Source organism: Candidatus Tisiphia endosymbiont of Nedyus quadrimaculatus (assembly GCF_964059235.1).
In the GTDB taxonomy this organism is placed as follows: domain Bacteria; phylum Pseudomonadota; class Alphaproteobacteria; order Rickettsiales; family Rickettsiaceae; genus Tisiphia.
In genome coordinates this window covers 1,565,715-1,590,992 of record NZ_OZ060452.1, presented here as the reverse complement: position 1 = coordinate 1,590,992, position 25,278 = coordinate 1,565,715, and the positions used below count along the sequence as shown (strand labels likewise).

16 protein-coding genes are annotated in these 25,278 nt (G+C 31.9%); 11 read left to right on the top strand and 5 right to left on the bottom strand.

What is annotated here, in order from left to right:
• Nucleotides 1-95: 95 nt before the first annotated feature.
• From AB3211_RS07600 to AB3211_RS07580, 5 genes are all read left to right on the top strand, one after another.
• Nucleotides 96-557 (top strand): division/cell wall cluster transcriptional repressor MraZ, encoded by a 462-nt coding sequence (locus AB3211_RS07600; protein WP_367364196.1) that lies wholly within the window; start codon nt 96-98, stop codon nt 555-557.
• A complete protein-coding gene (gene rsmH, locus AB3211_RS07595; RefSeq protein ID WP_367364195.1) occupies nt 554-1,504 on the top strand; it encodes a 16S rRNA (cytosine(1402)-N(4))-methyltransferase RsmH in 951 nt (316 codons plus the stop codon). Before AB3211_RS07600 ends, rsmH begins: the two co-directional genes overlap by 4 nt.
• Nucleotides 1,494-1,907 (top strand): hypothetical protein, encoded by a 414-nt coding sequence (locus tag AB3211_RS07590; RefSeq protein WP_367364194.1) that lies wholly within the window; start codon nt 1,494-1,496, stop codon nt 1,905-1,907. Before rsmH ends, AB3211_RS07590 begins: the two co-directional genes overlap by 11 nt.
• 272 nt (nt 1,908-2,179) lie before the next feature.
• Complete coding sequence (locus tag AB3211_RS07585) at nt 2,180-3,883, top strand: peptidoglycan D,D-transpeptidase FtsI family protein (RefSeq protein WP_410521593.1); 1,704 nt, start codon at nt 2,180-2,182, stop codon at nt 3,881-3,883.
• A 116-nt stretch (nt 3,884-3,999) separates the two neighbouring features.
• Nucleotides 4,000-4,548: a DUF4410 domain-containing protein gene (locus AB3211_RS07580; protein WP_367364193.1), complete on the top strand. Its 549-nt coding sequence runs from the start codon at nt 4,000-4,002 to the stop codon at nt 4,546-4,548.
• Between the two features lie 108 nt (nt 4,549-4,656).
• Here AB3211_RS07580 and polA read toward each other — a convergent pair whose 3' ends face one another.
• Nucleotides 4,657-7,290 (bottom strand): DNA polymerase I, encoded by a 2,634-nt coding sequence (gene polA / locus AB3211_RS07575; protein ID WP_367364847.1) that lies wholly within the window; start codon nt 7,288-7,290, stop codon nt 4,657-4,659.
• Nucleotides 7,291-7,665: 375 nt separating this feature from the next.
• Nucleotides 7,666-8,940: an MFS transporter gene (locus AB3211_RS07570; RefSeq protein ID WP_367364192.1), complete on the bottom strand. Its 1,275-nt coding sequence runs from the start codon at nt 8,938-8,940 to the stop codon at nt 7,666-7,668.
• A gap of 101 nt (nt 8,941-9,041) precedes the next feature.
• Between AB3211_RS07570 and AB3211_RS07565 the strand changes: the two genes are divergently transcribed.
• The 6 genes from AB3211_RS07565 to AB3211_RS07540 all read left to right on the top strand — a co-directional run bounded on the left by AB3211_RS07565 (nt 9,042) and on the right by AB3211_RS07540 (nt 21,962).
• Complete coding sequence (locus AB3211_RS07565) at nt 9,042-9,458, top strand: DedA family protein (RefSeq protein WP_367364191.1); 417 nt, start codon at nt 9,042-9,044, stop codon at nt 9,456-9,458.
• Between the two features lie 12 nt (nt 9,459-9,470).
• A complete protein-coding gene (locus tag AB3211_RS07560; RefSeq protein ID WP_410521592.1) occupies nt 9,471-12,635 on the top strand; it encodes a PD-(D/E)XK nuclease family protein in 3,165 nt (1,054 codons plus the stop codon).
• A 273-nt stretch (nt 12,636-12,908) separates the two neighbouring features.
• Complete coding sequence (xseA, locus tag AB3211_RS07555; protein WP_367364190.1) at nt 12,909-14,258, top strand: exodeoxyribonuclease VII large subunit; 1,350 nt, start codon at nt 12,909-12,911, stop codon at nt 14,256-14,258.
• A gap of 26 nt (nt 14,259-14,284) precedes the next feature.
• Nucleotides 14,285-15,877, top strand: a complete 1,593-nt coding sequence (locus AB3211_RS07550; protein WP_367364189.1) for a transporter substrate-binding domain-containing protein — start codon at nt 14,285-14,287, stop codon at nt 15,875-15,877.
• Between the two features lie 753 nt (nt 15,878-16,630).
• Entirely contained in the window at nt 16,631-20,533 is a 3,903-nt protein-coding gene (locus AB3211_RS07545; RefSeq protein ID WP_367364188.1) for a hypothetical protein, read from the top strand.
• Nucleotides 20,534-20,738: 205 nt separating this feature from the next.
• On the top strand, nt 20,739-21,962 hold the full coding sequence (locus tag AB3211_RS07540; RefSeq protein WP_367363661.1) for an IS256 family transposase: 1,224 nt from the start codon (nt 20,739-20,741) through the stop codon (nt 21,960-21,962).
• Between the two features lie 352 nt (nt 21,963-22,314).
• On the opposite strand, the gene AB3211_RS07535 is transcribed toward AB3211_RS07540, so the two are convergent.
• The 3 genes from AB3211_RS07535 to AB3211_RS07525 all read right to left on the bottom strand — a co-directional run bounded on the left by AB3211_RS07535 (nt 22,315) and on the right by AB3211_RS07525 (nt 25,274).
• Nucleotides 22,315-23,214 carry a hypothetical protein gene (locus AB3211_RS07535; protein WP_367364187.1) on the bottom strand — a complete coding sequence of 300 codons (900 nt, stop codon included), beginning with the start codon at nt 23,212-23,214 and terminating at the stop codon, nt 22,315-22,317.
• Between the two features lie 243 nt (nt 23,215-23,457).
• Nucleotides 23,458-24,498, bottom strand: a complete 1,041-nt coding sequence (locus AB3211_RS07530) for a hypothetical protein (protein WP_367364186.1) — start codon at nt 24,496-24,498, stop codon at nt 23,458-23,460.
• On the bottom strand, nt 24,495-25,274 hold the full coding sequence (locus tag AB3211_RS07525; protein WP_367364185.1) for a hypothetical protein: 780 nt from the start codon (nt 25,272-25,274) through the stop codon (nt 24,495-24,497). The genes AB3211_RS07530 and AB3211_RS07525 overlap by 4 nt, the downstream gene beginning before the upstream one ends.
• Nucleotides 25,275-25,278: the final 4 nt, after the last annotated feature.

Genomic DNA, 25,278 nt, shown 5'->3' with positions numbered 1-25,278 from the left:
GCACGGGCAAAGCCCTTTCGCAGGGGTGACATTGAAGCTGCAGGGGTTGCTTAAACTGATACCTCATGTGGTAATTATTGAAAGGTAAAGGGTAAATGAATATTTTTTTATCAAAATATATAAACAATCTTGATAAGAAAGGTCGGGTTTCGATACCTGCTAGCTATAGAGTAGCTTTGTCTAGTCAGTCGTTTAATGGGATTATTGCCTATCCGTCTTTTAGAAATAAGTGCATAGAATGCTGTAGTTTGAAGAGGCTTGAGGAGCTAAGTCAAATAATCCAAACCTTAGATCCCTATTCTGAGGTGCGTGATGCTTTCGAAACGATCATTCTTGCTGAAGCTATCCAGCTTAGCTTTGATAGTGAGGGGAGGGTGATTCTACCTAAATCTTTAATAGATCACGCTGATATATCAGATCAAGCTTGCTTTGTAGGGAAGGGATTGATCTTTGAAATTTGGCAGCCACAAAATTTTGAAACGTATCTTTCTTCAGCTCGGCAAATTGCTCAAAGTAACCGTTTAACACTGAAAAACATTAAGGATGTAGTTGTATGATACAAGAGTTCGCATCATCTCATACGCCGGTTATGTTGAATGAAGTTAAAGAAGTCTTATGTCCTAAAGATGGAGGAAGTTATTTAGATTGCACTTTTGGTTTTGGTGGTTATAGCAGGATGATATTAGATTCTTGTAATTGTCAGTTAGTAGCAATTGATTGTGATCCAAATGTTAGAACTTACGCTAATCAATTGCTAAACGATTATCCTAGCAGAGTGAGCTTTATTCAGACAGGTTTCGCTGAAAGTTTTTCAAAATTAGGTTCGTTGAAATTTGATGGGATAGTTATGGATTTAGGGGTTTCTTCTATGCAACTTGATTCTGGGGAGAGAGGGTTTTCCTTTACCCATGATGGTCCACTTGATATGAGGATGAGCAGTACGGGATATAGTGCTGCAGATTTTATAAATGAGGCTGATGAACAAGAAATAGCAGATGTGATTTATAAATATGGCGATGAATCTTATTCTCGAAGAATCGCTAAAAAGATTATAGAACATAGGTTATTAGAGCCTATTACTAATACAGCAAAATTTGCCCATATTGTTCGTAGTAGTATAGGTTTTAGAAAAGGTAAAATTGATTCCGCTACTAAGACTTTTCAAGCAATTCGTATTCATATCAATGATGAACTAGGTCAATTAGCAAGATTTTTAGATAATTGCAAGAATATTTTAGCACCAAATGGTCGGCTAGTAATTGTTTCATTTCATTCATTAGAAGACCGAATTGTTAAGAATTTTTTAAAAGCAAATTCTGCTAAGGTAGTCGCTAGGTCTAAATACAGTGTAAAAATTTCGCCTGAAGACAGTTCTAAAAAATGGCTTAAAATTCTTACAAAAAAACCATTATGTCCATCGCCTAAAGAAGTTGCACTTAATCCAAGAGCAAGGTCTGCAAAGTTGAGGGCTGGACAGAAAATAGGTAATATATATGGTAGTTAGAGTATTTAGTTATATAGTTGTAGCTACTATAATTCTTTCTATTTATGGCTTATTTAGAGTCAAAGATAAGGTCATTAGTTTGCATTATCAGCTTGGGGAAGTTTCAAAGCAACTAACTGATGAGCAAGACATGATTCACGTGTTAAAAGTCGAACAATCATACCTTACTTCTCCAGCTAGACTAAGAAAATTATCATCACTTTATTTACAATTAGATACTATTAAGGTTAAGCAAATGATTAGTGACCCTTTAGCACCTGATGAGAGTAAAAAATATGCAAAGGCTAATGAAGTAAGTGGTTCGTATTTTAGTAAAACCAACACTAAATGGCGTTATAAAACAATTGCTAATAATAAATATATAAAAACTGTTTCAACTAAAAAAACAGAGTGTATTCGATGAAAGGGATTCTTTTTTTCTATGCATATATAGCTAACTCAATTATCATTTATCCATTTGTTCTAATGGAAAAGATGTCATTCCCGCGTAGGCGGGAATCTAAAGCAATAAACAGGGAAGGTGCTTTAGATATTTTAGATCCCTGCCTTCGCAGGGATGACATAAAGGAAAACAGGGATGACATCTTACAATTGCTTCGTTGGTTCATGCACTCCTCGCTAATAGACGTCAATTTGCTCTATACAGTTCATTCTTCAAATAGCTCGAATGTATAGATGAATAATAATATATTTTTATTGGTATTTCTAAAAAATACTCTAACTAAGATGAAGAAAAATTTTGGTAATATTATTTTGTGGGATGTAGGTGCTAACAATACCAAAATCAGATTATTAATAGTCAGCTGTTGTTTTGCTATGTTTTTTTGTGGTTTATCATATCGCTTAATAATTGTTGCGACCAATGGCTATGTTAAGCCAGAATATCAAGTAAAAAATAGTGACTTTAGGAAAGAGATAGTAGATCGTAATGGTAACTTATTAGCAGTAAATTTGCCTTCCTCTTCATTGTTTGCCAATCCACAGAAAATAATTAATCCTTCACAATGTTTAGAAAGATTATCCAAGATCTTGCCTGAAATTGATAAAATGAAGTTACTTGCAGAGCTACAAAGTAACAAAAGTTTCGTATGGATCAAAAGGGATTTATTGCCAAAAGAGCAAGAGGCGATATCAAATTTGGGGATGCCAGGTTTTAGTTTTGAACAAGAACAAAAAAGAATCTATACTTTTTCCAATTTATTGTCACATATTATAGGATATGTGGGTAGGGATTTGGTTGGTCTTGCTGGATTAGAAAGAACCTATGATAAGTTTCTAACTAATTCTGACTTTATACAGCCGGATCAACTTAAAAAACCTCTTGAACTATCTATAGACGTAAGATTACAAAATATCCTAAGTGAAGAAATAGATAGGACATTAAAGGAGTTTAGTGCAATAGGAGCGGTGGGAATAATTGTTAACCCTAATAATGGTGAGATTTTAGCTATTGTTAGTAAGCCGGATTTTAACCCACATTATCCGAGTAGAGCAAAACCAGAAGAACTGTTTAATATGGCAAGTCTTGGTATCTATGAGATGGGGTCTGTATTTAAAACTTTGACTATGGCCGTAGCTTTTGATACTGGTGCTATAGCAATAAACGATGCTTATGATATTAGCTATATGAAGGTAGGGGGATTTAATATAAAAGATTATCATCCAAGGCAAGGATGGCACAGTGTTCCAGAAATTTTCTTGCATTCATCAAATATTGGTGTTAGCCAAATTATGCTTGAAGTTGGGAAGAATGATTTTAAAAACTATTTAAAGAAATTAGGTTTACTAGATCAGCTTAAAATTGAGTTGCCAGAGAGAGGTACTCCTTTGTTTCCATCTGACAAGAGGTGGAGTGATCTTACTACTGCTGTCATGGCCTATGGTTATGGCATTTCGATTAGCCCTTTACACTTTATTCAAGCAGTATTGCCAATAGTAAATGGAGGGATATTATATGATCTGACTCTAATCAAAAGGCACGATGAGCGTCTTGTTGGCACGCGTGTTTTTAGTGAGAAAACCTCTAAACAAATGAGTGAGTTATTTCGTTTGGTGGTAAAAGAAGGGACAGGACGTAGAGCCGATGTTAAAGGATATCTTGTCGGTGGTAAAACTGGTACTGCTGAAAAATTAACTTCAGATGGGCATGGTAAGAAAAAATATCTTAAGAATAGCAGAATGTCATCATTTTTAGGTTTATTACCAGCCATTGATCCCCAATATATTATTTTTATAATGTTTGATGAACCAAAAGGAACAAAAGAAACCTTTGGCTTTGCTACCGCTGGCTGGACTGCAGCTCCTACTGTTGGAAGAGTCCTTGAGCGAATGGTATCACTATATGGAATAGAGCCAGTTGAAAAAGGGGAGGGATTGTGATCTTTCTCCTACAGTACTATCAACTATCCAAACCATATTCCAACTGATAATATTTTTTCTTTACTAAATGTCTCTTGTCAGTATATACTTTATATATTAAGTTATATTGAGGAATTATGAAAAATATTATCTTTTTAATTTTAACAATAATGCTATCATCTTGTGGTAGTACATCAAGTATACGTAACGCACAACCATCAGAGAGTCGGGTGGATTTTAGTAATTATGATTACATAATTATTAATGATTTTGAGGATGGTACTAGCAAATCTTCTGATGATCCACATGTTATATCAGAAGGTAAGAGATTTGCCGATATGATAGCAAGTTCAATTAAATCTAAAAAATTATTCGACAAAGTTCAACGGAATGTTGACTCTACAGATAGGGCTATACTTATTGATGGGAAAATAACTAAGTATTCTGAGGGTAATGCTGTTATGCGTACACTAATTGGTTTTGGTGCTGGTAGCTCTCGCTTTGACGCAAAAATTAATATAAAAGATAACGAGACAAAAAAATTGTTAGGTAGCATAGATGCTAATAAAATGAGTTGGGCACTAGGAGGGGTAATCGCTGGTTCTCAAGATGTTAAATCACATATGAATTCTGTTGCTTCTCAAATCGCCTGTGAGTGTGAGACTGCTAAGAAAAAGAAGAAATAGGACAAAAAAGGGTAGTCTAGAATTCATCCTAGGCTACTTGACCTTTTGTACTTCTTGTGTTTCCTTAGTTTCCTTCAAATTCAAAAGTTATTTTAACAATTTGTGTAGTTAGTTGAAGATATGCGTATTTAGCCAATCATCTCCTACCTTGGTTTCAACAATAAGTGGAATAGCTAATTTAGGTGCGTTCTCCATAGTGGTTTTGATTAGGTGAGTGGCTACTTCTATTTCATCAATAGGAGACTCAAAAAGTAACTCGTCATGGATTTGTAGAATTAGTTTGGTTCTTAATTGCAATTTCCGTATCTTACGGTCAAGATCAATCATTGCCACTTTTATGATGTCTGCACTAGTTCCTTGAATTGGAGCGTTGATTGCTGCCCTTTCGGCAAATTGCTGTAGGGAGTGTTTCTTATCATGGATTAAGGGAATAAAACATTTCCGTCCGAATAGGTTTAGGACATAGCCATGTTCCTTGGCATAGTTTTTTATATATTCCATATATTTTTGAATTTCTGGGTATTCTTCAAAATATTTTTTTATGTATTCTGCTGCTTGTGAAGAGCTAATATTTAACTGTTTTGCCAGTCCAAAGCTACTGATACCATAAATAATACCAAAATTTATAGCTTTTGCTTTACGCCTATGTTCTGGTGTTAAATCTTTTTCGGTAATTTTAAATATATTACAAGCTGTTTTACTATGTATATCCTCACCATTAACAAAAGCTTGCTTTAAGGATGGTATATCTGCCATGCTACTTAAGATTCGGAGTTCAATTTGCGAATAGTCAGCTGAAATTAATTTATGCCCATATTCTGCAATAAAAGCTGTTCTGATTTTGTTGCCTTCTTTCGAGCGAATTGGCACATTCTGTAAGTTCGGATCTTGAGAACTAAGCCTACCAGTGCTAGTTGAAGTTTGTAAAAATGTGGTATGTACCCTATTAGTTATTGGATTTACTTGCAGAGGTAAGCTATCCGTATAAGTATTTTTTAATTTAGTTAAATGACGCCATTTTAATAATAAATCGGCAATAGCAAAACCACTCTCGCTAATTTTTTCAAGTATTTCTGCACTAGTAGAATAAGACTTAGCTTTTGATGACAATTTACCAAAGGGTAGTTGCATTTTCTCAAACAAAATTTCTCCCAGTTGCTTTGGCGAGGCAATGTTAAACTTTGTACCAGTAATGGTAAAAATTTCCTGCTCTAATTTAGTAATTTCATTACCAAATTCACTTGATAGCTGTTTAAGATACTGTGAATCGATTTTAATCCCAGCTTTCTCCATTTTATCTATTATATAACATAAAGGTACATCAATTTCTCTGTATAGTGCTAAGGCATGATTATCCTTTAACTCTAACAATAGTTTTTGATACTCAGTACTAAAGCCAGTAATTATTTCTGCCACGGCTTCTAAATTACCCTTTTCCACCGAATCAAACGGGTCTTTTTGAGGTTTGCCAGCAGATATTAGATATTGCATTAGTTCTAGGTCTTCAATCGATGCTATTTCACTATCTACAAAGAATTTTAATAATGATTTTAGTTTATAAGTGATTTTCTTAATAGACTTATTTTTTAGTAATTTGAGAATATCAGGCATAAACCATTGATGCAGATAATTTTGGCGAAAATCATCAGAAAGTAAATCAGACATATTGCTAGGGGTTCTAGCTATAAACTTAATGTTGTAGCACTTATCATCAATCGATAAAATTATAGAAGGATTTTGTCCTAGATGATCTGATAGATAAATACTGACGACCCCATGCTCTTCAGCTTTAATCATCACAGAATCAAGCTGTTGTTTAGAAGATATCTCCTGAACTATGATTTGCTTAATAGGCAAAGATTCATTGGTAATTTGTATTTGGAATAAATTTTCCACTCGTTTGTTTAGAGATTTAAAACCATATTCTGCTAGGAAGTCAGATATTTGCCCAATATCAGGTGGTCTATATTGCAATAAACTAAAATCCAAGTCTATATCAACATTATAATCTAAACCAACTAGTTGCCAGGAAATTAATGCTAGATCCTTTGAGGAGGTAATGATTTCCCTTTGACGATCGTTACTGATTTGATCGAGAGAATTTAAAAGTTCTGCTAACGAACCAAACTGTTTTATAAGTGTTGCAGCAGTTTTAGGACCAATGCTTGAAACACCTGGTATATTATCTGACTTATCACCGATCAAAGCCATTACTTCCCTGACCTTACTTGGTCCTACACCAAATTTCTCTATCACGTTATCTTCAGATATGTATTTTGCTTTTATTGGGTCATACATTTTAGTATGCAAATTAATTAATTGCATTAAATCTTTATCAGAAGAGATAATAATAGTATTTTCTTGTAATGCAGTTGCTTTATTGGCTAGAGTGGCAATTATATCATCTGCCTCACAACCAGCTTTCTCAATTATTGGAAAATTTAGGCTACTTGCTGCTAGACGAATAAGTGGCAATTGATCATTCAAATCCTTTGGTGTAGGCGGTCTATTTGCTTTATATTGCTCATAAATTTGGTGACGAAAATTTTTACCACCAGAATCAAAAATAATGACAGCATGTTCTGGCTTAAAATCGTTCAATAGCTTTAACAACATGGAGGTAAAACCATACAATGCTCCAACAGCTGAGCCATTAGGAGAAGTTAATGGTGGCTGAACATGGTATGCTCTAAAGACAAATCCATAACCATCAATTATTAATAAAGTATTTTTGTTAGTCATGTTGTTATAAGGTCTCATTAAATGTTCTGATTCGATCATATTAACATGATTTGTTACATCCACTAAGTTATTTTCTGCTAAATAATTTTCTAAAATCAATATTAAATTGAGAATTCTACAGAGCTATAGCTAACCCGAAAAAGTTTTGGGTATATGTTAATCTTAGCTTAGCTAGAAGCGATGTCATCCCTGCGAGGGTTTATGTCATTCCTGCTTCGGTGCGGAAAAAAAATGATCCAAATAGGTTGTGTTAAGTTATTTTAGACCCCTGCCTACGCAGGGGTGACATCGTAAGATCGTATTTGGATTCTGCTCTGAAGCGGGAATGACATCAAAGCTATCACCATTACTATGCCTTAAACCTTTTCGTGTTAGCTATACTGCAACAGTTTCTTCTTCCATTAATATTTGAGTTTTGGTTTTTGATCTTTTAGATAAATACCAAAAGCCGGTGATTCCGATAAGGCAACAAATTGGAATTATAGAAATTGCCATAATAAAATCAAAGCGACTATAAATAGGTACAGCTGATTCACTTAGTAGGCCATCCCAGTTGTAAGATATTAAATTACTCATAATCTTATGGAAAAAATGTCCGAATGACATATTAATGCAATTGACTATCGCAATAGCAATTCCAGCAGATTTATCTGTAACAAGGTTACCTACAACAGTAAAAATTAGAACTTGATAACAACAAAAAATTCCTAATAAAAACATTAAAGAACTACTAGTAAAGAAATTTAATGAAGGACAATATAATAGAATACTAAAAATTGCTACCATTAGCAATCCAGTCATTATTATTATAAAATTAGATGATTTTGATAAATTAGCAATAAGTGCAAGTATTGGACCACCAAAACACATACCTATATAAACGAATGAGGTAACCAAGTTACTTTCCATATCATTCATTTGATAAACTTGTTTGAAGAATGGAATAGCCCATACGTCAGCAAAACCTTCTAATGCTCCTACCATTAGACCACCACAAACTCCAATAAATAAAATAGTAGGGTTTAATAAGAGTTTCAATATTGAAGGCTCGGAATCGCTAGTATTAGAATTACTTCTTGTATCATCGGTTTTTACTAATAAAATCATTAGTCCAATGATAAATCCAACTAGAGCTAAACTATTAAAAGTTACGTCATAACCAAAATGTGTAAATAATAGCTTCATTGGAGTAATGCCAAATACTGCTCCAAGTAAGCCAAAGGTAAAAGAGAGTCCGAGCATTAAGGAATGATATTTAGCTGGGAAAGAGCTTCTAGTAATCTTAGCTACTGATAAAAAACCTACAGCAGAACCAGCTCCAATCATAAATCTACCAATGAGTAAGTAATTAAAATCAATGCTAGCAACAAAAGTTAGAGTACCAAGAGAGGTAACTAAGATAGATAAGAATGTGACAATCCTAAAATTAAATTTATCTAGCATTATGCCGATTGGTAATTGCATTCCTGCATAACCTAGATAATAATATCCAGCAAACGTGCCAAATGCTATGGTATCAATGGCAAATTTTTGTATAATTTCTTCTCTAAGAATTCCAGTTGAGAGTCTTAATATAAATTGAAAAGCAAAAAACAGGGTGGCAAGAGACCATAGCAAAAGTGGTTTTTTTAAGGATAAAGCTTTATTCACGGGAAAATTTAGGTTATAATTTATGTTGTATTTTAAGGTAGCAAATTATAGTATCGATAGTATTTTGTCAAACCTATTATTTTTATAAACCAGTTTGAATTATGGATCAGTTTGAGGCATATTCGTTATTATTTATTGATAGTTTAGTAGGTAATTTAGTTGTAAGTTTAGATAGTGAATTAATCGTTCATTCTATGAGGATATTTGGTGTTTATAATAATTTAATAATACTTACTGTCGCCACCATTGCTTCATTATTTGCTACTAGCATAAATTATTTCTTTGGTTTGATCTTATTGAAAATTTTTTATTATTCTAAAAATGAACAGGTTCATACTAACCACCAATTATTTTCCCAATTCTTTTTAAAATATAACATATTTATACTCTGGTTTATGATAATACCGTTATGGGGCAAATTTATTCCTTTAATTGCCGGTTTTACTAAAACAAAATTTTTAAGAGTTTTAGCTATTAGTGGTGTTGTCAAGTTATGTTATTATATTTGTATGATATAATTAAGGAATTTAATGAACCTTTATAGAGTCAACCCGTCTTCATCGTTTTTGGATATAGTAGCTGATTTTATTCTAGATAATTTTGCTAAAGAATCTATTAGCAATCTTAAAATTATATTGCCGAGTGGCTTTGCGTGTTTAAATTTACAAAATATTTTGATTAAGAAGCAAAATATTGCGATTTTACCGAATATTATCCCTTTTTCCAATATTATGGCTGAAGGTGAAGAAATATTTGGTATTACATCAGAAAATCTAGAACCTATAACGCTAGAGCCTATGACGTTTTTGCAAGAGAGAATTATATTAGCAGAAATCATCCATAATTACCCTAAGCTACAATTCAGTATAACACAATCTTTACAGTTTTGTTCAACAATAGCTGAGTTATTTTATCAGCTAGCTTGTAATAATTTATCGATAGATTCTGTAAATGAAATAGAAAAAATGAATCCATCAAAACATTGGAATGTTATTTATGAATTTCTTAAATATACCCATCAGCAATGGAAGAAACAGATAGAATTGTTAGGATTGCTAGATCGTGTAAATTATCAAATAACTATGATGGAAGCAGAGGTAGCAAGGTTGAAAAGAGCTGATACCAATTTAATAGTAGCGGGTATCATAGGTCACAATCTTATATCATGGAATTTCTTAAAGAATGTTGCTAATTCACCGTGTGGTTTTATAATTTTACCACCTATTAGTAATAGATCTCTATTAGAATATGATAAGCCTGAAGAAGATTATTTATATAGCTTAAAAAAATTACTGACAATTCTAAATAAAGATTTATTAGATTTTCAGCCTTTAGGTAATGAGCAACAACATCATTCTATTCTAGATCAGATAATTTTTGAGGATAAAGATTTAACACTTGCTAAGCAGGGTCATTTAAACTGCGGCGTTATAACAAAAAAGATGTCATTCGAGCTGAGGCAGGAATCTAAACAGATGTCATCCCTGTTTCCCTTTATGTCATTCCTGCGAAGGCAGGAATCTAAAGAAGTAGACAGGAAGGGTGCTTTAGATATTCTAGATTCCCGCCTACGCGGGAATGACATAAGGGGAAACGGGAATGACATAAGGGGAAACGGGAATGACATAAGGGGAAACAGGGATGACATTGAAGGAAGCAGGGATGACATTGAAGGAAGCAGGGATGACATTGGTCTACTAAAATATTTTGAGCTTGAGGATATTTTTCAAGAAGCAGAACAAATAAGCCTAATCTGCAAACAGTATAGTGATAAGAAGATAGCTATTATTGTTAATAATCAAACAAGCAAGAGTTTTTACTGTAATTCTTTGACCAAATATTCCTTAGAATTTCAAGATTTACTAGGTGATAGTTTAACAAAAACGCTGGTTAGTTCTCTAATAATTTCTGTTAGTGAAATATTATGTAATGATTTTGATATAAAAAAGTTATTCTTACTATTAAAGAATCCTTTTATTAATTGTAAATTAGTACCAAAATTAGAACTATTAATGAGCGGTAAGAACCGTTTTATACGGCAACCCAGTCAGATGCTGTCTTTAGTAGAAAAAACCAATGATGATGTATTAATAAAGTGGTGTAAGAAGCTAATAAACTTACTTTATACAAATAGTGGTAGTAGTTTTGTTAAAATATTAAAATCCTCGATTAAGATTGCTGAAAAACTTTATCCAAATATTTGGTATGAACAGTCGGCTGCTGAACTATCAACTTTTCTATCTAGCTTAATAAAAAATAATTGTAATCTAACATTAAATAATAAAAAATGGTTTCCAGAGCTACTTAAATCTTTAATGTTTAGTTGTAAGTATTTTGCCCATAATAATTATTCTAAAAATATAATTATTGGTAAAGCTGAAGATTTAATGTTACTTAAATTTGACCTAGTAATTTTAGCCGACTTTAATCAAGGGAGTTTAGCTTCGTCATCAGCTGTGAATCAGTGGATTAATGAGCAGACGCTAAAAAAATTACATATTGCTACTGGATATACCATACATCAATATTATTTCTATTTATTTCTGCATAATGCTCAAGTGATAATTACTAGGTCAAAAAGACAAGATGGTAAATCAGGTTTATTACCATCAAATTTATTACTAAAATTGCAATTTATTTTACAGAAAAGTTTGATTTCAGAAAATTATTTAACATATTTATCAGAAAGTGACTTAGTGGATGTACCAAATAATGTTAATATGGTTGAGTCAATTATAGCTAATCCGACTAACATTAGTTCGTCATTGCGAGGAGCTACTTTAGTAGAGACGAAGCAATCTAGGGAAGTGAATAGAAATGGATTGTTTCGTTCGGGCTTCGTGCCTCCCCGCAATGACGTCAAAAATACTAATCGGGTTAGCCATAATCATAGTGGTTATGTATATAGTCCAATTTTTCCTGAAGTGATCTCAGTTACTGATATAGAAATGTTAGTACGGAATCCTTATAGTTTCTATGCTAAGAAGATTTTGAATTTGAGAAGCAAGGATATGATAGGGCAGGAGCCTAAAATATCTGAATTTGGTAGTTTTGTTCATAAGGTCTTAGAACAATATTCTAAAAATTATGATAAGTTAGAAAATAACAAAGTTGGATTAATATTGGAGATTAGTAATAATATTTTACAGAATACTATTTTGCCGGTCTATACACAAAAAATTTGGCAAATAAAATTTATTCCTATTGCTGAGTCTTTTATTGAGTTTGATGAAAAACGCAGAAGTGATTTCCAATATATTTACTCAGAATGCAGAGGAGAAATTTTGCTAAATATTGGAGGGCAAGAATTAACAATAATTGGAGTTGCTGATAGAATTGAGGTAGATGAGCTTGGGGCAGCTGTCATTATCGATTATAAGACTGGTAGCTTACCGAGTAAAAAAGATGTAGAAGCCGGATTATCTCCGCAGCTAATCATTGAAGGCTTAATGTTACAGGAAGGTGGTTTTGCTATAAAAGTTCATAGTGTTAAACAGGTTACTTATGTAAAAATTTCTAGCTCGAAGCCAATAATCCAAACTTTGGAAATAGACTTAACGAAAGAAGATTTAGATCGTCATAAACAGGGGATGATGCGAGTACTAGAATATTATGTAACGAATAAAAACTTTCCATATGATATTGATTTACTAAAGTATGACGATTATGCACATTTGGCAAGGAGAGATTTATGAAGAAAATAGCCCGGCGTCATTGCGAGGAGCTACTTTAGTAGCGACGAAGCAATCTAATTAATGTGGATTGCCACGACCACTATGTGGTCTCGCAATGACGGGTTTTTAACTTTCAATAGTTGTGGCATAATACCCTAGGCTATTAAACCGATGTCTTACATCAATATTTGAGGTTATAATACTACTAATTGTCTATTTGTTCTTGAATTTATTAGTTTAAAGTGCTTATATAAAATCATTTTCAAAATCCACTATCCAAATCAGTGTATCATTATGTTAGAAGAAGATAGTTTTATTACTAATCTAGTAGATCAGGAATTCTCAGTTACCGAAATTTCTAGTAAAATCAAGGAGTTGCTAGAGAATAATTTTGGTTATATTAGAGTAAAGGGAGAAATCTCTGGTCTTAAGATAGCAACTTCTGGTCATGGTTACTTTAATCTTAAAGAAAATACAGCTATTCTAGCCTGTACTTGTTGGCGTCCTGTACTTACAAAAATTAAGTTTGTACCAATTGATGGTATGGAAGTGGTAGCTAGAGGTAAGCTCTCTGGGTATGCAGGAAATTCACGATATCAGCTATCGGTAGAAGTCCTCGAACCCGCAGGTCTTGGTGCTATCATGCAAATTCTCAAGGAGCGGCAAGAGAGATTAGCACAAGAAGGTATATTCAATAAACCAAAAAAGCCACTACCTTTTCTGCCTAATAAGATTGGGGTGGTTACATCAATGACTGGGGCGGTAATTAAGGACATTATACACCGTATTAATGACCGCTGTCCATCTCATATACTAATATGGCCAGTTACTGTTCAAGGCGAAAATGCTGCAAGTGAAATTGCTAGTGCTATTTCAGGATTTAATGAATTAGATAAAGATATAAAACCCGATGTTATAATTGTTGCAAGAGGAGGGGGGTCTATAGAAGATCTGTGGGCTTTCAATGAAGAGGTAGTAGTACGGAGCGTATTTAATTCAGCTATTCCTATTATTTCTGCAGTTGGACATGAAGTAGATAATACTTTAATCGATTTAGTAGCTGATAGGCGAGCTCCCACACCAACTGCTGCAGCTGAATTTGCTGTACCTGTGCTTTCTAATCTACATTATACAATCAGTTCGTATTATGATGCATTACGCAGTCGTATTAATCAGCTAGTTAAATACGAACAGCAAGCCGTTAACTCCAATACTGATATTTTTAGGAGTATAACTACTTATATAGACTATAATCAACAACTTCTTGATGAACTCAGTTTTAGATTAACAGATTCTTTGCCTAACTTACTCAGATTTAAAGTGGCAAAACTTGACTCACTTAATATAGAAATATTAAATCCTCTAAAAATAGTTAATTATCAGTCGTTAGAATTAGTGCATCAATCTAATTATATGCTAAAATCTATTAGCACTAAGTTAAAAAATTATGAGCATCAATTAAATTTAAATAATTTGCTACTTACAAGTCTAGATTATAAAACTGTACTAAAACGTGGTTTTACGGTAATTAAATCAGAAGATGGAGAATTTATAACATCAAAAGTTGTTGCAAGCAAAAAACAAGAATTTAATATTAAGTTCTTTGACGGTGATATTAATGTATGCTGCAAAAACTTGGAATAGACCTTAATTAGGAGAACTAATGCAAAATGCAAGTACTTAAAAGTATCATCCCGATTATTATTATTGTGCAAAACTTTTTTACTTTTGCTAATCCTGAGGGCAGTAGTAATCAACTATCTAATATTCAGGACAAATATTTTACTCAATGTACTGAAGAAGTGTCTGATAAAGATAATCTGCTTGTTGATTGGTATCCACTAGAACCCTACCAATTTAGTCATATAGCTCAAAATGGTCACTATTGTGTTACTGGCTTAGATATTGAATTAATCAATAGTATTAGTAGCAAAATTAGCATTGGCGTACAATATACTGATTCTGTGTGGGAGCGAGCAATATCAAATATAGGGCAGGGTGAAAGTGATATGGTGGCAGGAGCTGCTTATACTGTTGAGCGAGCAGTCTTTGCCAATTTTTCTCTTCCATATCGATTTGAAGAAATTTCCTTATTTACTTTACGTTCAGCAAAAAAACATTTGAGTTTTAGTAATATAAATGAATTTTTAGCTCAGATACGTTTACTAAATTTCCGTCTTGGTATAACTAAAAAAGCTCTTTATGGTGATGCAAGAACGACTGACTACCTAAATCAGGGGAGTAATAACGATATTATAATTAAATATGGAAGTAATCTAGAGTTATTTAATGGGCTGCTACGTAATGAAATTGATGGGTTTCTTGCTGACAGAATTTCAGGGGTAGCTCTTTCATTAAACTATATTAAAAAAGATCAAATAGAGGAAATCCCTACTGGTATTAAAACCCCTGTACATTTAATGTTCAGTAAGAAAACTGTATCTCCTAACGTAGTCGCACGGTTTAACGATTCAATTGAAGAATTTGTCAATAGCGATGAATATAAAAAAATCGTTAAAAGCTATATATATCATATTTTATTGCCAAAATCTATTGATTCAGAATGGTGTTATATTATTGGAGTTATAGGGAGTATAGCATTCGCAATTTCTGCTATCACTATATCCTCTAAAACAAATGCCACGTTGTTTGGTACTTTTGTATTAGCGATGTTACCATCTCTATTAGGATGTATTTTACTCGATATTGTAATAGTACACCAGGGTGATAATATAAATCTTCTTTTGACTCCATATTATACTTTCCGTGTTTTTATAACGGTACTTGTTGGCTTCTTTACCGTTAAACTGCTAGCTTATTACAATAAGCAGTTATATGAGGATAGTTTTATCCAAAAAATATGGAGTAATACTCTTGTTATTTGTGATTCTTTAGGGCAAGCATCCTTTATGATAATTGGCGTTGTAGCCGTAATTGTACAAAGAATTGAACCGTTAGAGTTTTGGGGGCCATGTTTTGCGTGTTTGACTTCTAGTGCTGGTATAATACTGCGGAATTTAATTTGTAAGCATGACAAGAATATGGAGTATATACCTAGAGAAGTTAATTTTGAAATATTCATATTATGGGGTGGGATCTTTAGTATATTATTAGATGCTTATGCTTATAATCCTCATTATAGTACAATAAAATACTTTATTATTACGGTAATTGCAGGTGCTTTTGTCAGTAGGTTTTTAGTTCACTACTATAATATTCCAAACTTAACTTTTCGTTCGGATAATGGGGGTATTACGAATTAATTCTTTTAGCTAAGGTAATGGTGATAGAATTGATGTCATTCCCGTGTAGGCATTGCCCGCGTGGATCACTAGTACATCATTTCCGCGTGGGTGATGTCACTACAACTGTCGAAAGTTTGAAGGTAGAGCGGGTTTTAGAGAGATTTCGTGAATAAAAAAGTATAATATCTTTAATAAATTCCTTATCAATGAGCAAGGTAAATTATATTAGTTGGTGTATCTTTTAACTAATACTTGATTATATCTACTTTTTTACTTATGAAAATCCTCTAAAACCCGCTCTACCTTCGAACTTTCGACAGTTGTGGTGATGTCACCCCTGCGAAAGCAGGGGTCTAAAGGTATTAAATAGTCTTCTATGCTATTTTCTTAGACCCCTGTCTACGCAGGGGTGACATCCGAAGGTGCAGGGACATCGCTTTTAGCTAAGCTAAGATTAACATATGGCTAAAACCTTCTCATCCCCGTTCGGGATAAGAATTTACCAATTCTTATCTCAAATTCGGTAAAATTATAGAAACAATCAGATTTGAGACGGCTCTGCATCTGATTGTTAAATTAATATTTCGCTAAAAACATGATTTTAAAAAATTAAAATCATGTTTTTAGCTTTAGAAAGGTTTAAAATGCATTCGCAAAACCGCTTTAAGAATGCATTTTTCCTTATATTAAAGCCCATTCGGGATAAGAATTAACTAATTCTTATCCCGAATTCGCGTTTCTCAGGTTAACTATAATAAAGGAGAATTAGATATGAGTAAAACAGATGATAAGGTATCAACTTTTACTAAAGCCGTTAAGCAAGTTTTTAAATCGGCTAATCATACTTTGAAAAATCTACAAGAAAATATTTATAAAAAAGAAAAAGCAATATTAGATATAAAGAACCTCAAAGATAAAGAAAAAATTGCCAAACAATCAGCAAAAATAGAAAGAAAGATAAAAAAAATAGAGGAATATAAAAAATTAGTTGAGCAAAGGCAAGCGGGTTTATTAGCAGAAATTACTAGCTATAAAGAGTTAATTGCAGTAGCAAGGCAAGAACCTAAAGAAAAAAAGACAAGAGAAGAACTGAAGTCATGGGAAAAAAAACTTAATGCATGCAACAAAGAGATAGAGGATTATAACAAATTAGTTAACTCACATGACAAACTCCAAGCAGAAAAGGAGATAAAACAGGAACAAAAGCAACAAGAACAACAGCAAAAGCAAGAAAAAAAGGAGATAAAGCAACAGCAAAAGCGAGAACTTTCCTATCAAGAAGAAAAAGAAAAATTTTTTAAAATATGTAGCGATATTTTAAAAGATCAAACTCATTTAGAGAAAATATTATCTCCTTTAGCAGAGCCACGAACAAAAGAAAAAGGTATTGCTAAAGGTCAGGCATTTAAAGCTGCCATAGAGGGTATACAATTTGCAGTAAGTCATGCTAAAACAACTGTTGGTGTTATAACTTCAGGGGGGTTTTATGCTAAGGAAATAGAGAAATTACAGAAAATATTAAATGGTGAAGAAAAATATGATCCATCTAACTCTCCTTTCTTTATAAAATTATTGCAGGATCCTGATACAAAAACATTTCTTGCTCAAAATGTCGAAATAATTAATGGACTAGTGGAAAATCTTGCTCCAATTCTTACCAAGATTGCATTAAAAGAGTTGGAGAAAATAGATGAGATACAAAAAGATTTTAACTCTAAAAAAGATGATATACAGAAATTACCGGAACTAGACAAAGAATTACAAGAGCTAAAATTGTTGACAACAAGAAAAGAATCTAAAATTAAAGAATTAGAAGAAAAAATTGATTCTTTAAAGTCTCTACAAGCCAAGTATGATAGGGCTATTTTATTACAAGAATTAAAGAAAGCTGGTTTTGATGAAAAATATATAAATAGTCAATTATTACCTATTGTCAAAAATACCGTTGTTGAGATACTTAAAAACCCTGAAAATATTATAGATATTGTGCAGCTAACTGCCGATAGAGCTTTATCTGATGACCCTCAAGTAAAAAAAGATTTACTTGGTACAATATTAGATAAAATAGATCTTAGTGTACTCATAAACAATGATATACTATCTAAATTCTTAATTAATGATGGAGAAAATATAGCAAAAGCATTGCAAATAATCATTGAATCCAATACAGAACTGCAGGGAACGCTTAGTAGCTTGGGAATTGGAAAAGAATTATTACCGGAAGTAGTACCTGTGCTTTCAGAACTTATTGGTAACGTTTTAGCAAACCATGAAGGGGTTAGTAATATATATGAAGCTTTAAAGCCAGTTATATTGGATAATACTGATGATAAAGTGCGAGAGGCTAAAACTATTTCGGAAGTAAGTCACCTAGATAAACAAGGTGGAGCTAAAAAACTTGCTATTGTAAAACAGTTACCTAATATTTTGTTACAAGATGCAACCTTAACAACACTAAAGGAGAAATTACCGGATGTTTTAGCAAAAAATAAAACAGAGATTGCCAATATTGCTGTTCAAGTTCTGCCAAAATTGCTTGAAACACTAAAGAGTAATGCTAAATCTTTAGCTCAAAGCAATACTCAAAATTTAGAGAAGGAGGATATTTATAAAGTAGTAGTATCACCTATTGTTCCAATTCTAGCTAATGTGAGTCCTGAATTTTATGGGAAGGTAATTCCTCTAGCTATTGATGTGCTACAAAATACCATGAAAGCGGTAAGTCTAGAGCAAATAAAGGAACTCTATCAAGATATACAAACAATAAATCAGGAAACTGGTGATATTGAGTTAAAAGATCAAGCTACAGAAAGACTAATTAAACAATTTGTAGGATTACTTGAAAATGCAGATGTCCAGCAAAATATAAAGGAGGATTTGCCAAATTTACTTAGAGCAAATACAGAAACTATCAAGGCTATAGTTAATAATATTAGCAATAATAATCCCCAAATTGCAAGATATGGTGTACCACAAGAATTGATAGATGCTACAGTACCATTAATTGTCGATATAGTGTCAGGGGGTCTTAGTACAGTGCCAGAGCTAGTTAGAATTAATAGTAATTTAGCTAAGTACCAAAATGAAGCTAGCAATGAAGCTACGCTAGGAATTTTGTCTAATATCATTGATGATGTAGGTAGGATTGCTCAAAATATTACTCCTCTATTAACTAAGAGTATCCCTGCTTATTTACAACAAAATAAAGATACTATTTTAACAGTTACAAAAAATGTAACTGAGCAAAAAGAGATTAAAGCTAGCCTAGATCCTGCTGGAGTTAAACCTGAGCTAGTATTAAAGATGGCTGAGTTAGCTATTGATACTGTCCCACAAATATTACCAATAGCAGCTGATTTGGTTAATGCTACTTTAAAAGATAAAGAGGGGGTAACAACTATTATTACTAAAATTCAGGACCTAGTAAATAGTCCTGAACAAGAGAAAATTGCTCAAGCTATTACAGTAGCAGATTCTATTTTAGATTTTATAAATAAACCAGAAAATGTAGATGTGAGGAAAATAATTGATAAAGATATTCCAAATTTTCTTGGCAAGAATGCTGAGCGATTTGGTTCTGTAGTTGATGAATTTCTCAATACAACAGTTGTAGGTAGGAATTTAAAAGTAAAAGGTCAGGAAATTATTGAATTAGCCAGCAAAAAGATACCAGATTTAACAAATATAGCCGAACAATTTAAGACTGGTAATTATAACATGGTTATGTTCGGGATATTCAAATTGTTATCTGACAAGAAATTAATAGGAATAGTATCAAAAACATTAGTTGAAGGGGCTAGATTCCTAATACAAAGAAGTTTTACCTCACTGAGAACCCGTAGACAAAAATGGAGCAAATCTTTAGGCGAAATTCACTTTAGTTTTTCTAATAAAAATTCTCAGCAGAGTTCTCAGCAAATAGATGAACGAAAACTTGATTTAGGCGAGTTACTTCAACAACAAGCTGATGCCACTGATATTGGTACAATCTCAAAAACTGTAGAATATTCTCTAATAAGTAGAGATTTCAGAGGTTTGGTTTTTGACAAAGAAAATCCGATACCTACTGAAAATGTTATAATTAATGGGTTTAATTTTGATAATGCGATATTTAAAGAACGCTCTTTGCAAAATAGCGAAATTAGCAATTGCTCTTTTAAAGGAGCTATTTTTAAAGATAAAATTAGTTTCGAAGGGGCAACTATTGATGCAAAATCTTTAAAAACTCTTTTGTCTGCAATTAATCAATATAATAAAAATCATGCAAATAATAAAATAACTTTAGATAATGTTAAAATTGTTGGCGATATAAGTGGGCTAACATTTAAAGATATTTCTATGAAAGGCACGGATTTGACTGAGGCACAATTTACTTCAGAAGGCTCTAAGAGCAAGGCAATTAGTAAAGCTACGTTTGATCAGGTTAGTTTTGACGAGAAGACGAAATTACCTGAATATAAAAAAGATGTTCAAAGTGAGGCTAGAAAAATAGGACAAGAAGCAACCAGTTATGTGGCAAAGAGTACTAAAAGCAAGAATAGTGAAATGGCCATTAATGATATAAAGGATAGTGTATCTAAACATGTTATGCCAAATGGCCCATCTAACAGCGATATAAAACGTTTGCCATCTCCTAAGTCTAAACAAGCAACAATTACTGGAAGCGTAATATAATACTAAATTCAGTGATATACTGCAAAAACTAGAAAATTGGTTTACCAATTCTTCAAGTTTTTGGGTATTGAGTAGCAAAATTGAAGTAGAGGCCTTCAATTTTGTTACAAACCAATTTCACCGAATTTGGGATAGGCTCTGTCCAAAAAACTGTGTAAATTTCGAAATAGGTTATATATAAAAGTATAACAAAAAAGGAAATTACATGAATAAAAAAACTAATGAATCAATAAAGCAAGCAGTAGATTTATTAATAGATAATGATACAGATGTAAGTACAATACTGAAAGAAGGAGGTTTATTAAAAGAATTGACCAAACGTTTAATAGAGAAGGCACTGCAGTCAGAAATGAATAATCATCTAGGCTATGATAAATACAGTTGTGCAGATAATGATAATGCTCGTAATGGTATAACTAGCAAAAAACTGATCTCCGAACATGGAGCTGTAGAAATAGAAGTACCAAGGGATAGGCATAATACCTTTGAACCCGCAATACTACCAAAACGCCAGAAACGTTTTGATGGTTTTGACGATAAAGTACTATCATTATATGCTAAAGGCATGAGTATATCTGATATTAAGATTCAGTTACAGGAGTTATACAGTGTTGAAATAAGTGAAGGCTTAATCAGCCAAATTACTGATGATGTAATGGATGAGGTTAAAGCTTGGCAGAGTCGACCATTAGAAGAGATATATCCGATAGTATTTTTTGATTGTTTAGTAGTAAAAGTCAGGCAAGATAAAAGGATAATCAATAAGGCAGTATATGTTGCATTAGGAATTGATTTATCTGGTAAAAAAGATATATTGGGATTATGGATCAGTGAAAATGAAGGGGCAAAATTTTGGCTCGGTAATTTTACCGAAATGAAAAATAGAGGGCTAAAAGATATACTGATTGCCTGTAGCGATAATCTTACTGGTATGTCTGAGGCAATAGAAGCAGTTTATCCAAAAACAGAACATCAATTGTGTATTGTACATCAGATTAGAAATAGTTTAAAATATGTGTCGTATAAAGATAGGAAGCAACTGTCTAGCGATTTAAAGCCGATATATACTGCAGTAACGGAAGAACAAGCCCATTTAGCTTTAGTATCTTTTGAAGAAAAATGGAATAAACAATATCCACAAATTGCCAAATCATGGTATAATAATTGGGACAATCTAATGATTTTTCTAGGGTATCCTGAGTCAATTAGAAAGGTAATTTATACAACTAATTCAGTTGAATCTGTCAATAGTCAATTGCGTAAAGTAACAAATAATAAGCGGGTTTTTCCTAATGATAATGCTGTTTTTAAAAGTTTATATTTGACAATTGACTATATGACCAAAAAATGGACTATGCCCATTCCAAACTGGAATGAAGCTATGGCTCATTTGATGGTTAAATTTGAGGATAGGCTTAACAAAATTTAATGACCTATTTTTTCGAATTTACACAGTTTTTTGGACAGAGCCAAAAAATCGGTAATTATAGTTGTCTATTTTCGGTAATTATAGTTGTCGCCACACACTCTTGCCTCTTAAGTCTTCAATAACCTAAGTAATAGAGCTTTGGCTACGCGTTATCTACTATTTTTATTCTCTCCTTAATCTCTTTGTCCTGTACTGAGGGTAAAATATGTTTCAGGTGTTATAGATTCATTTTGTAATATATTTTTATAAAAAGCTAGGCATATTTTTTAGCAAAATTTAGCTTTGCCCCTGCTTTTGAATGGTCTCCACTCCGTATCAACTAATACAGTAACTGGAATGGGGGTACTCGACTTTATTTTGGCTTTACATAATAATGATAAGGAGTTAATAGAGTATATTTATTATTTTTATAATATCTATGCAATATAATAAAAGCTTCATAAGATGATTTTGGGGCATTATAAGATCTCTTGGTCATTCTTACACACAGATGCAGCATTTCAGGGATAAAACTCTTATTTTTAAATTTATTGTAACTATCAATACTTGAATGACAAAAATAATCCGCTTTATTAGAAAGATTTTTCTTGAAAAAAGACCATTCTTTTTTAGCTAGTTCTTTAGCTTCTTTTGTTAAAAATTCCCCATAATTATTTAGATCACAATTTTCTATATCCTGGTCATCCCACCAATTCTCACTATTCATACTCCATTCTGTTAAATTTAGATTCTTTTGATAATAAAAATTGTTGCGCCATAAATATGGTTTGATAAATATATTTAAACTAGGAGAACTCATTATAATCAAGTGAGCTAATTTCTGTTTAACTTCTAAATTTTTCTCAGATAAAAATCCATTAATAACATCATTTAATTCCGGATTTAACTTTACCAAAAGAGAAGATATATTTTCAGCTTCTGATATTTCTCCCAATAATATATAGCGTGTCCAAGCACTACTAATTAGGCGTTTCTTTAACCATTCTGGTATATTATAATCTAGAGCTTCAGTAAGCATTTTAGTAGGGACATTTTCAATAAGATTGTTGCTCTGTTTTATTATATCCATAATTTTTCCTGATGGATTCTCTTGATATGAATTATTATAGATATTATATAGTACAGGTTGTACTATGTAAGTTAAATATTCTTGATAATTTTTGGCGGTATAGGAACGTAAATAATGGAATAAATTTACTTCATAAGGTGTTAAATTAGGGGTTTTTAAAACTTTTGCTGTAATATTATCCAATAGTTTGTAATTTTTTTCAGATAGGGCAAGTTTGGATAAATAATATTGAGTTAATATGTATCCTTGCGTATTTTCAGTAATTTCTTGTGCTTTTTGGATAACTTCTTGAGCTTCCTGCGATTTAATATCTGATAATTTGATCTTTTTTAAAGATAGTATCAGCCAAGGTAATGAATTATAGTTTTGCCATTTTTTATATATATTTAAAAAATTATTTTCAGTATAAAAATAATTTGTCCATTCTCAAAATGGGTGATTAGTAATAAGCTCATATTTTAATTTTATAGTATAACCATTATAATCTAATACTAAATATTTAAAATCATTATAATCTTCTGCACTTATTTCTTTGGAGATTAATTGTTCAGTGAGTTGTGTTAGTTCTTTATTTATATCTTGTTTTATTAAAAAATATTTTAATAATTTATCTATTTCAGCTTTAAAAGGTGATGTATTAATTAAAGGTTGTAATTTTTTATATAATGCAAAAAAATCATTATTATCTTTATTTTGATATTTTATTTGCCTAAAAAGAGAACGAAATATTAAATAAAGAGCTAAATCTTTATATTGAGAATCACTCTCTGATATTTTGGTAAATAATTCACTACTAGTATCATAATGCATAGCATAGAAATAAGCTGAAGCAAGTTGGTAGTTATAATCATCTAATTCTTCTTTTGTTGCATTTTCTGACAAAAGAGTAGGTAGTATTAATACGTTCTGATCACAGTTATTAAATACTTTATTTTGGTTAGATACCCATTGTTTTATTTGAGAAGCATTATATTTCTTGCTTTTGTCATTAAATAATTCTACAGCAAAGGTAAAAGAGTTGTTCAAGCAATTCTCAAAATAGAAACTAGTTTGTACCTGATTTTCTTCGTTGCTAACTAATTTATATGGCGAAAAATAGTTTTCTTCATCAACTATTTTATGACTATTTTCTTGCCATATATTTCGTGAGTCGACCTGTTCGTTCATTGGTTTAGATAAATTATCTAGGTTTTCTGTGCTAGGTGAATTATTTGATAAATAACGATATGCTAGAATTAGCCCTAGTAGATTAGTTTTATCAGGCAATATTGCTATGGAACCTCTAGCAAAATTTTTTAATATTCCTTCTTGTCTTAAAGGCAGGGTTATATTCAAGGTATCTTCTTCATAAGGGAAAGACCTTATTTCGATTGTAGTCATACAAGCTAAGCTAATATGCATGAAAAAGGTAATTAATATTAGAGTTCCTGCATAAATCAATTTAATTGGTGTGTTTTTAGATTTCATGATTGAATATTTTTTGTTATTTTATAATATGTTTCTTTATTCCATTTATCTTTATTAAATAAAAAGATATTAAAGTTTGTTGGTACAGTAAGAACATCATCTGTCATAAGGCCAATATAATTTTGACATTTTTTGCTACGCCAATTTTTATTATCAGTAAAAAATTTTTTTACTCGTCTTATATCTTGATTTTCTCTTCTACCTTGATACACCATTGGCACGGCATATTCTATTGAAAGTTTATCTATCCAATTATCAAACATACACCATGAAGATAAGGCAGTAATAGAAATTTTTCTATTGTTTTTTACTAATGTTTCAATTAGTTGAGAGTAAATTTTTCTTTGATTGTAAGTGGCATCAAAATCTAATTGTATCAATTGTCTAGGTTTAGATGCAGATAAAATAATATTGCTTAAATCAGTTAAACTTTTTGCGTTTAGTTTTCCTTTTGCTTTCATTTCTAAACGAAAAACTGGAATAATAAAACTATTAGCTGCTGTTGTAAGAGTATTTGTTCTTGGCATAATTTTTATCTTATCTAGGTCTATATAGATGGTAGCTATTAAGGATGCAATGGCTGTATTATTATCAATAAATAATAAGTCATCTGATCTATGCCAACTCCATAGTGTTAGATTAGGTGTTTTATCGTGTGTAAGAAAAGAAATTGTACAATATAAAGCCATAGTTAGTGGTACTATTAAAATAATTATCAAGTTTTTATATGATAAACTTGGTATATATCGAGCTATAAGTTCTAATGCTCTTAGCATAGCA

What these genes read in the sequence shown, in the direction of transcription:
- AB3211_RS07550 (WP_367364189.1), top strand. Translation starts at nt 14,285, where the DNA reads ATGCAAGTACTTAAAAGTATCATCCCGATTATTATTATTGTGCAAAAC.
- AB3211_RS07530 (WP_367364186.1), bottom strand. Translation starts at nt 24,498, where the DNA reads ATGAAATCTAAAAACACACCAATTAAATTGATTTATGCAGGAACTCTA.
- AB3211_RS07580 (WP_367364193.1), top strand. Translation starts at nt 4,000, where the DNA reads ATGAAAAATATTATCTTTTTAATTTTAACAATAATGCTATCATCTTGT.
- AB3211_RS07540 (WP_367363661.1), top strand. Translation starts at nt 20,739, where the DNA reads ATGAATAAAAAAACTAATGAATCAATAAAGCAAGCAGTAGATTTATTA.
- AB3211_RS07545 (WP_367364188.1), top strand. Translation starts at nt 16,631, where the DNA reads ATGAGTAAAACAGATGATAAGGTATCAACTTTTACTAAAGCCGTTAAG.
- AB3211_RS07600 (WP_367364196.1), top strand. Translation starts at nt 96, where the DNA reads ATGAATATTTTTTTATCAAAATATATAAACAATCTTGATAAGAAAGGT.
- AB3211_RS07560 (WP_410521592.1), top strand. Translation starts at nt 9,471, where the DNA reads ATGAACCTTTATAGAGTCAACCCGTCTTCATCGTTTTTGGATATAGTA.
- AB3211_RS07565 (WP_367364191.1), top strand. Translation starts at nt 9,042, where the DNA reads ATGGATCAGTTTGAGGCATATTCGTTATTATTTATTGATAGTTTAGTA.
- polA (WP_367364847.1), bottom strand. Translation starts at nt 7,290, where the DNA reads ATGACTAACAAAAATACTTTATTAATAATTGATGGTTATGGATTTGTC.
- xseA (WP_367364190.1), top strand. Translation starts at nt 12,909, where the DNA reads ATGTTAGAAGAAGATAGTTTTATTACTAATCTAGTAGATCAGGAATTC.
- AB3211_RS07585 (WP_410521593.1), top strand. Translation starts at nt 2,180, where the DNA reads ATGAATAATAATATATTTTTATTGGTATTTCTAAAAAATACTCTAACT.
- rsmH (WP_367364195.1), top strand. Translation starts at nt 554, where the DNA reads ATGATACAAGAGTTCGCATCATCTCATACGCCGGTTATGTTGAATGAA.
- AB3211_RS07525 (WP_367364185.1), bottom strand. Translation starts at nt 25,274, where the DNA reads ATGCTAAGAGCATTAGAACTTATAGCTCGATATATACCAAGTTTATCA.
- AB3211_RS07590 (WP_367364194.1), top strand. Translation starts at nt 1,494, where the DNA reads ATGGTAGTTAGAGTATTTAGTTATATAGTTGTAGCTACTATAATTCTT.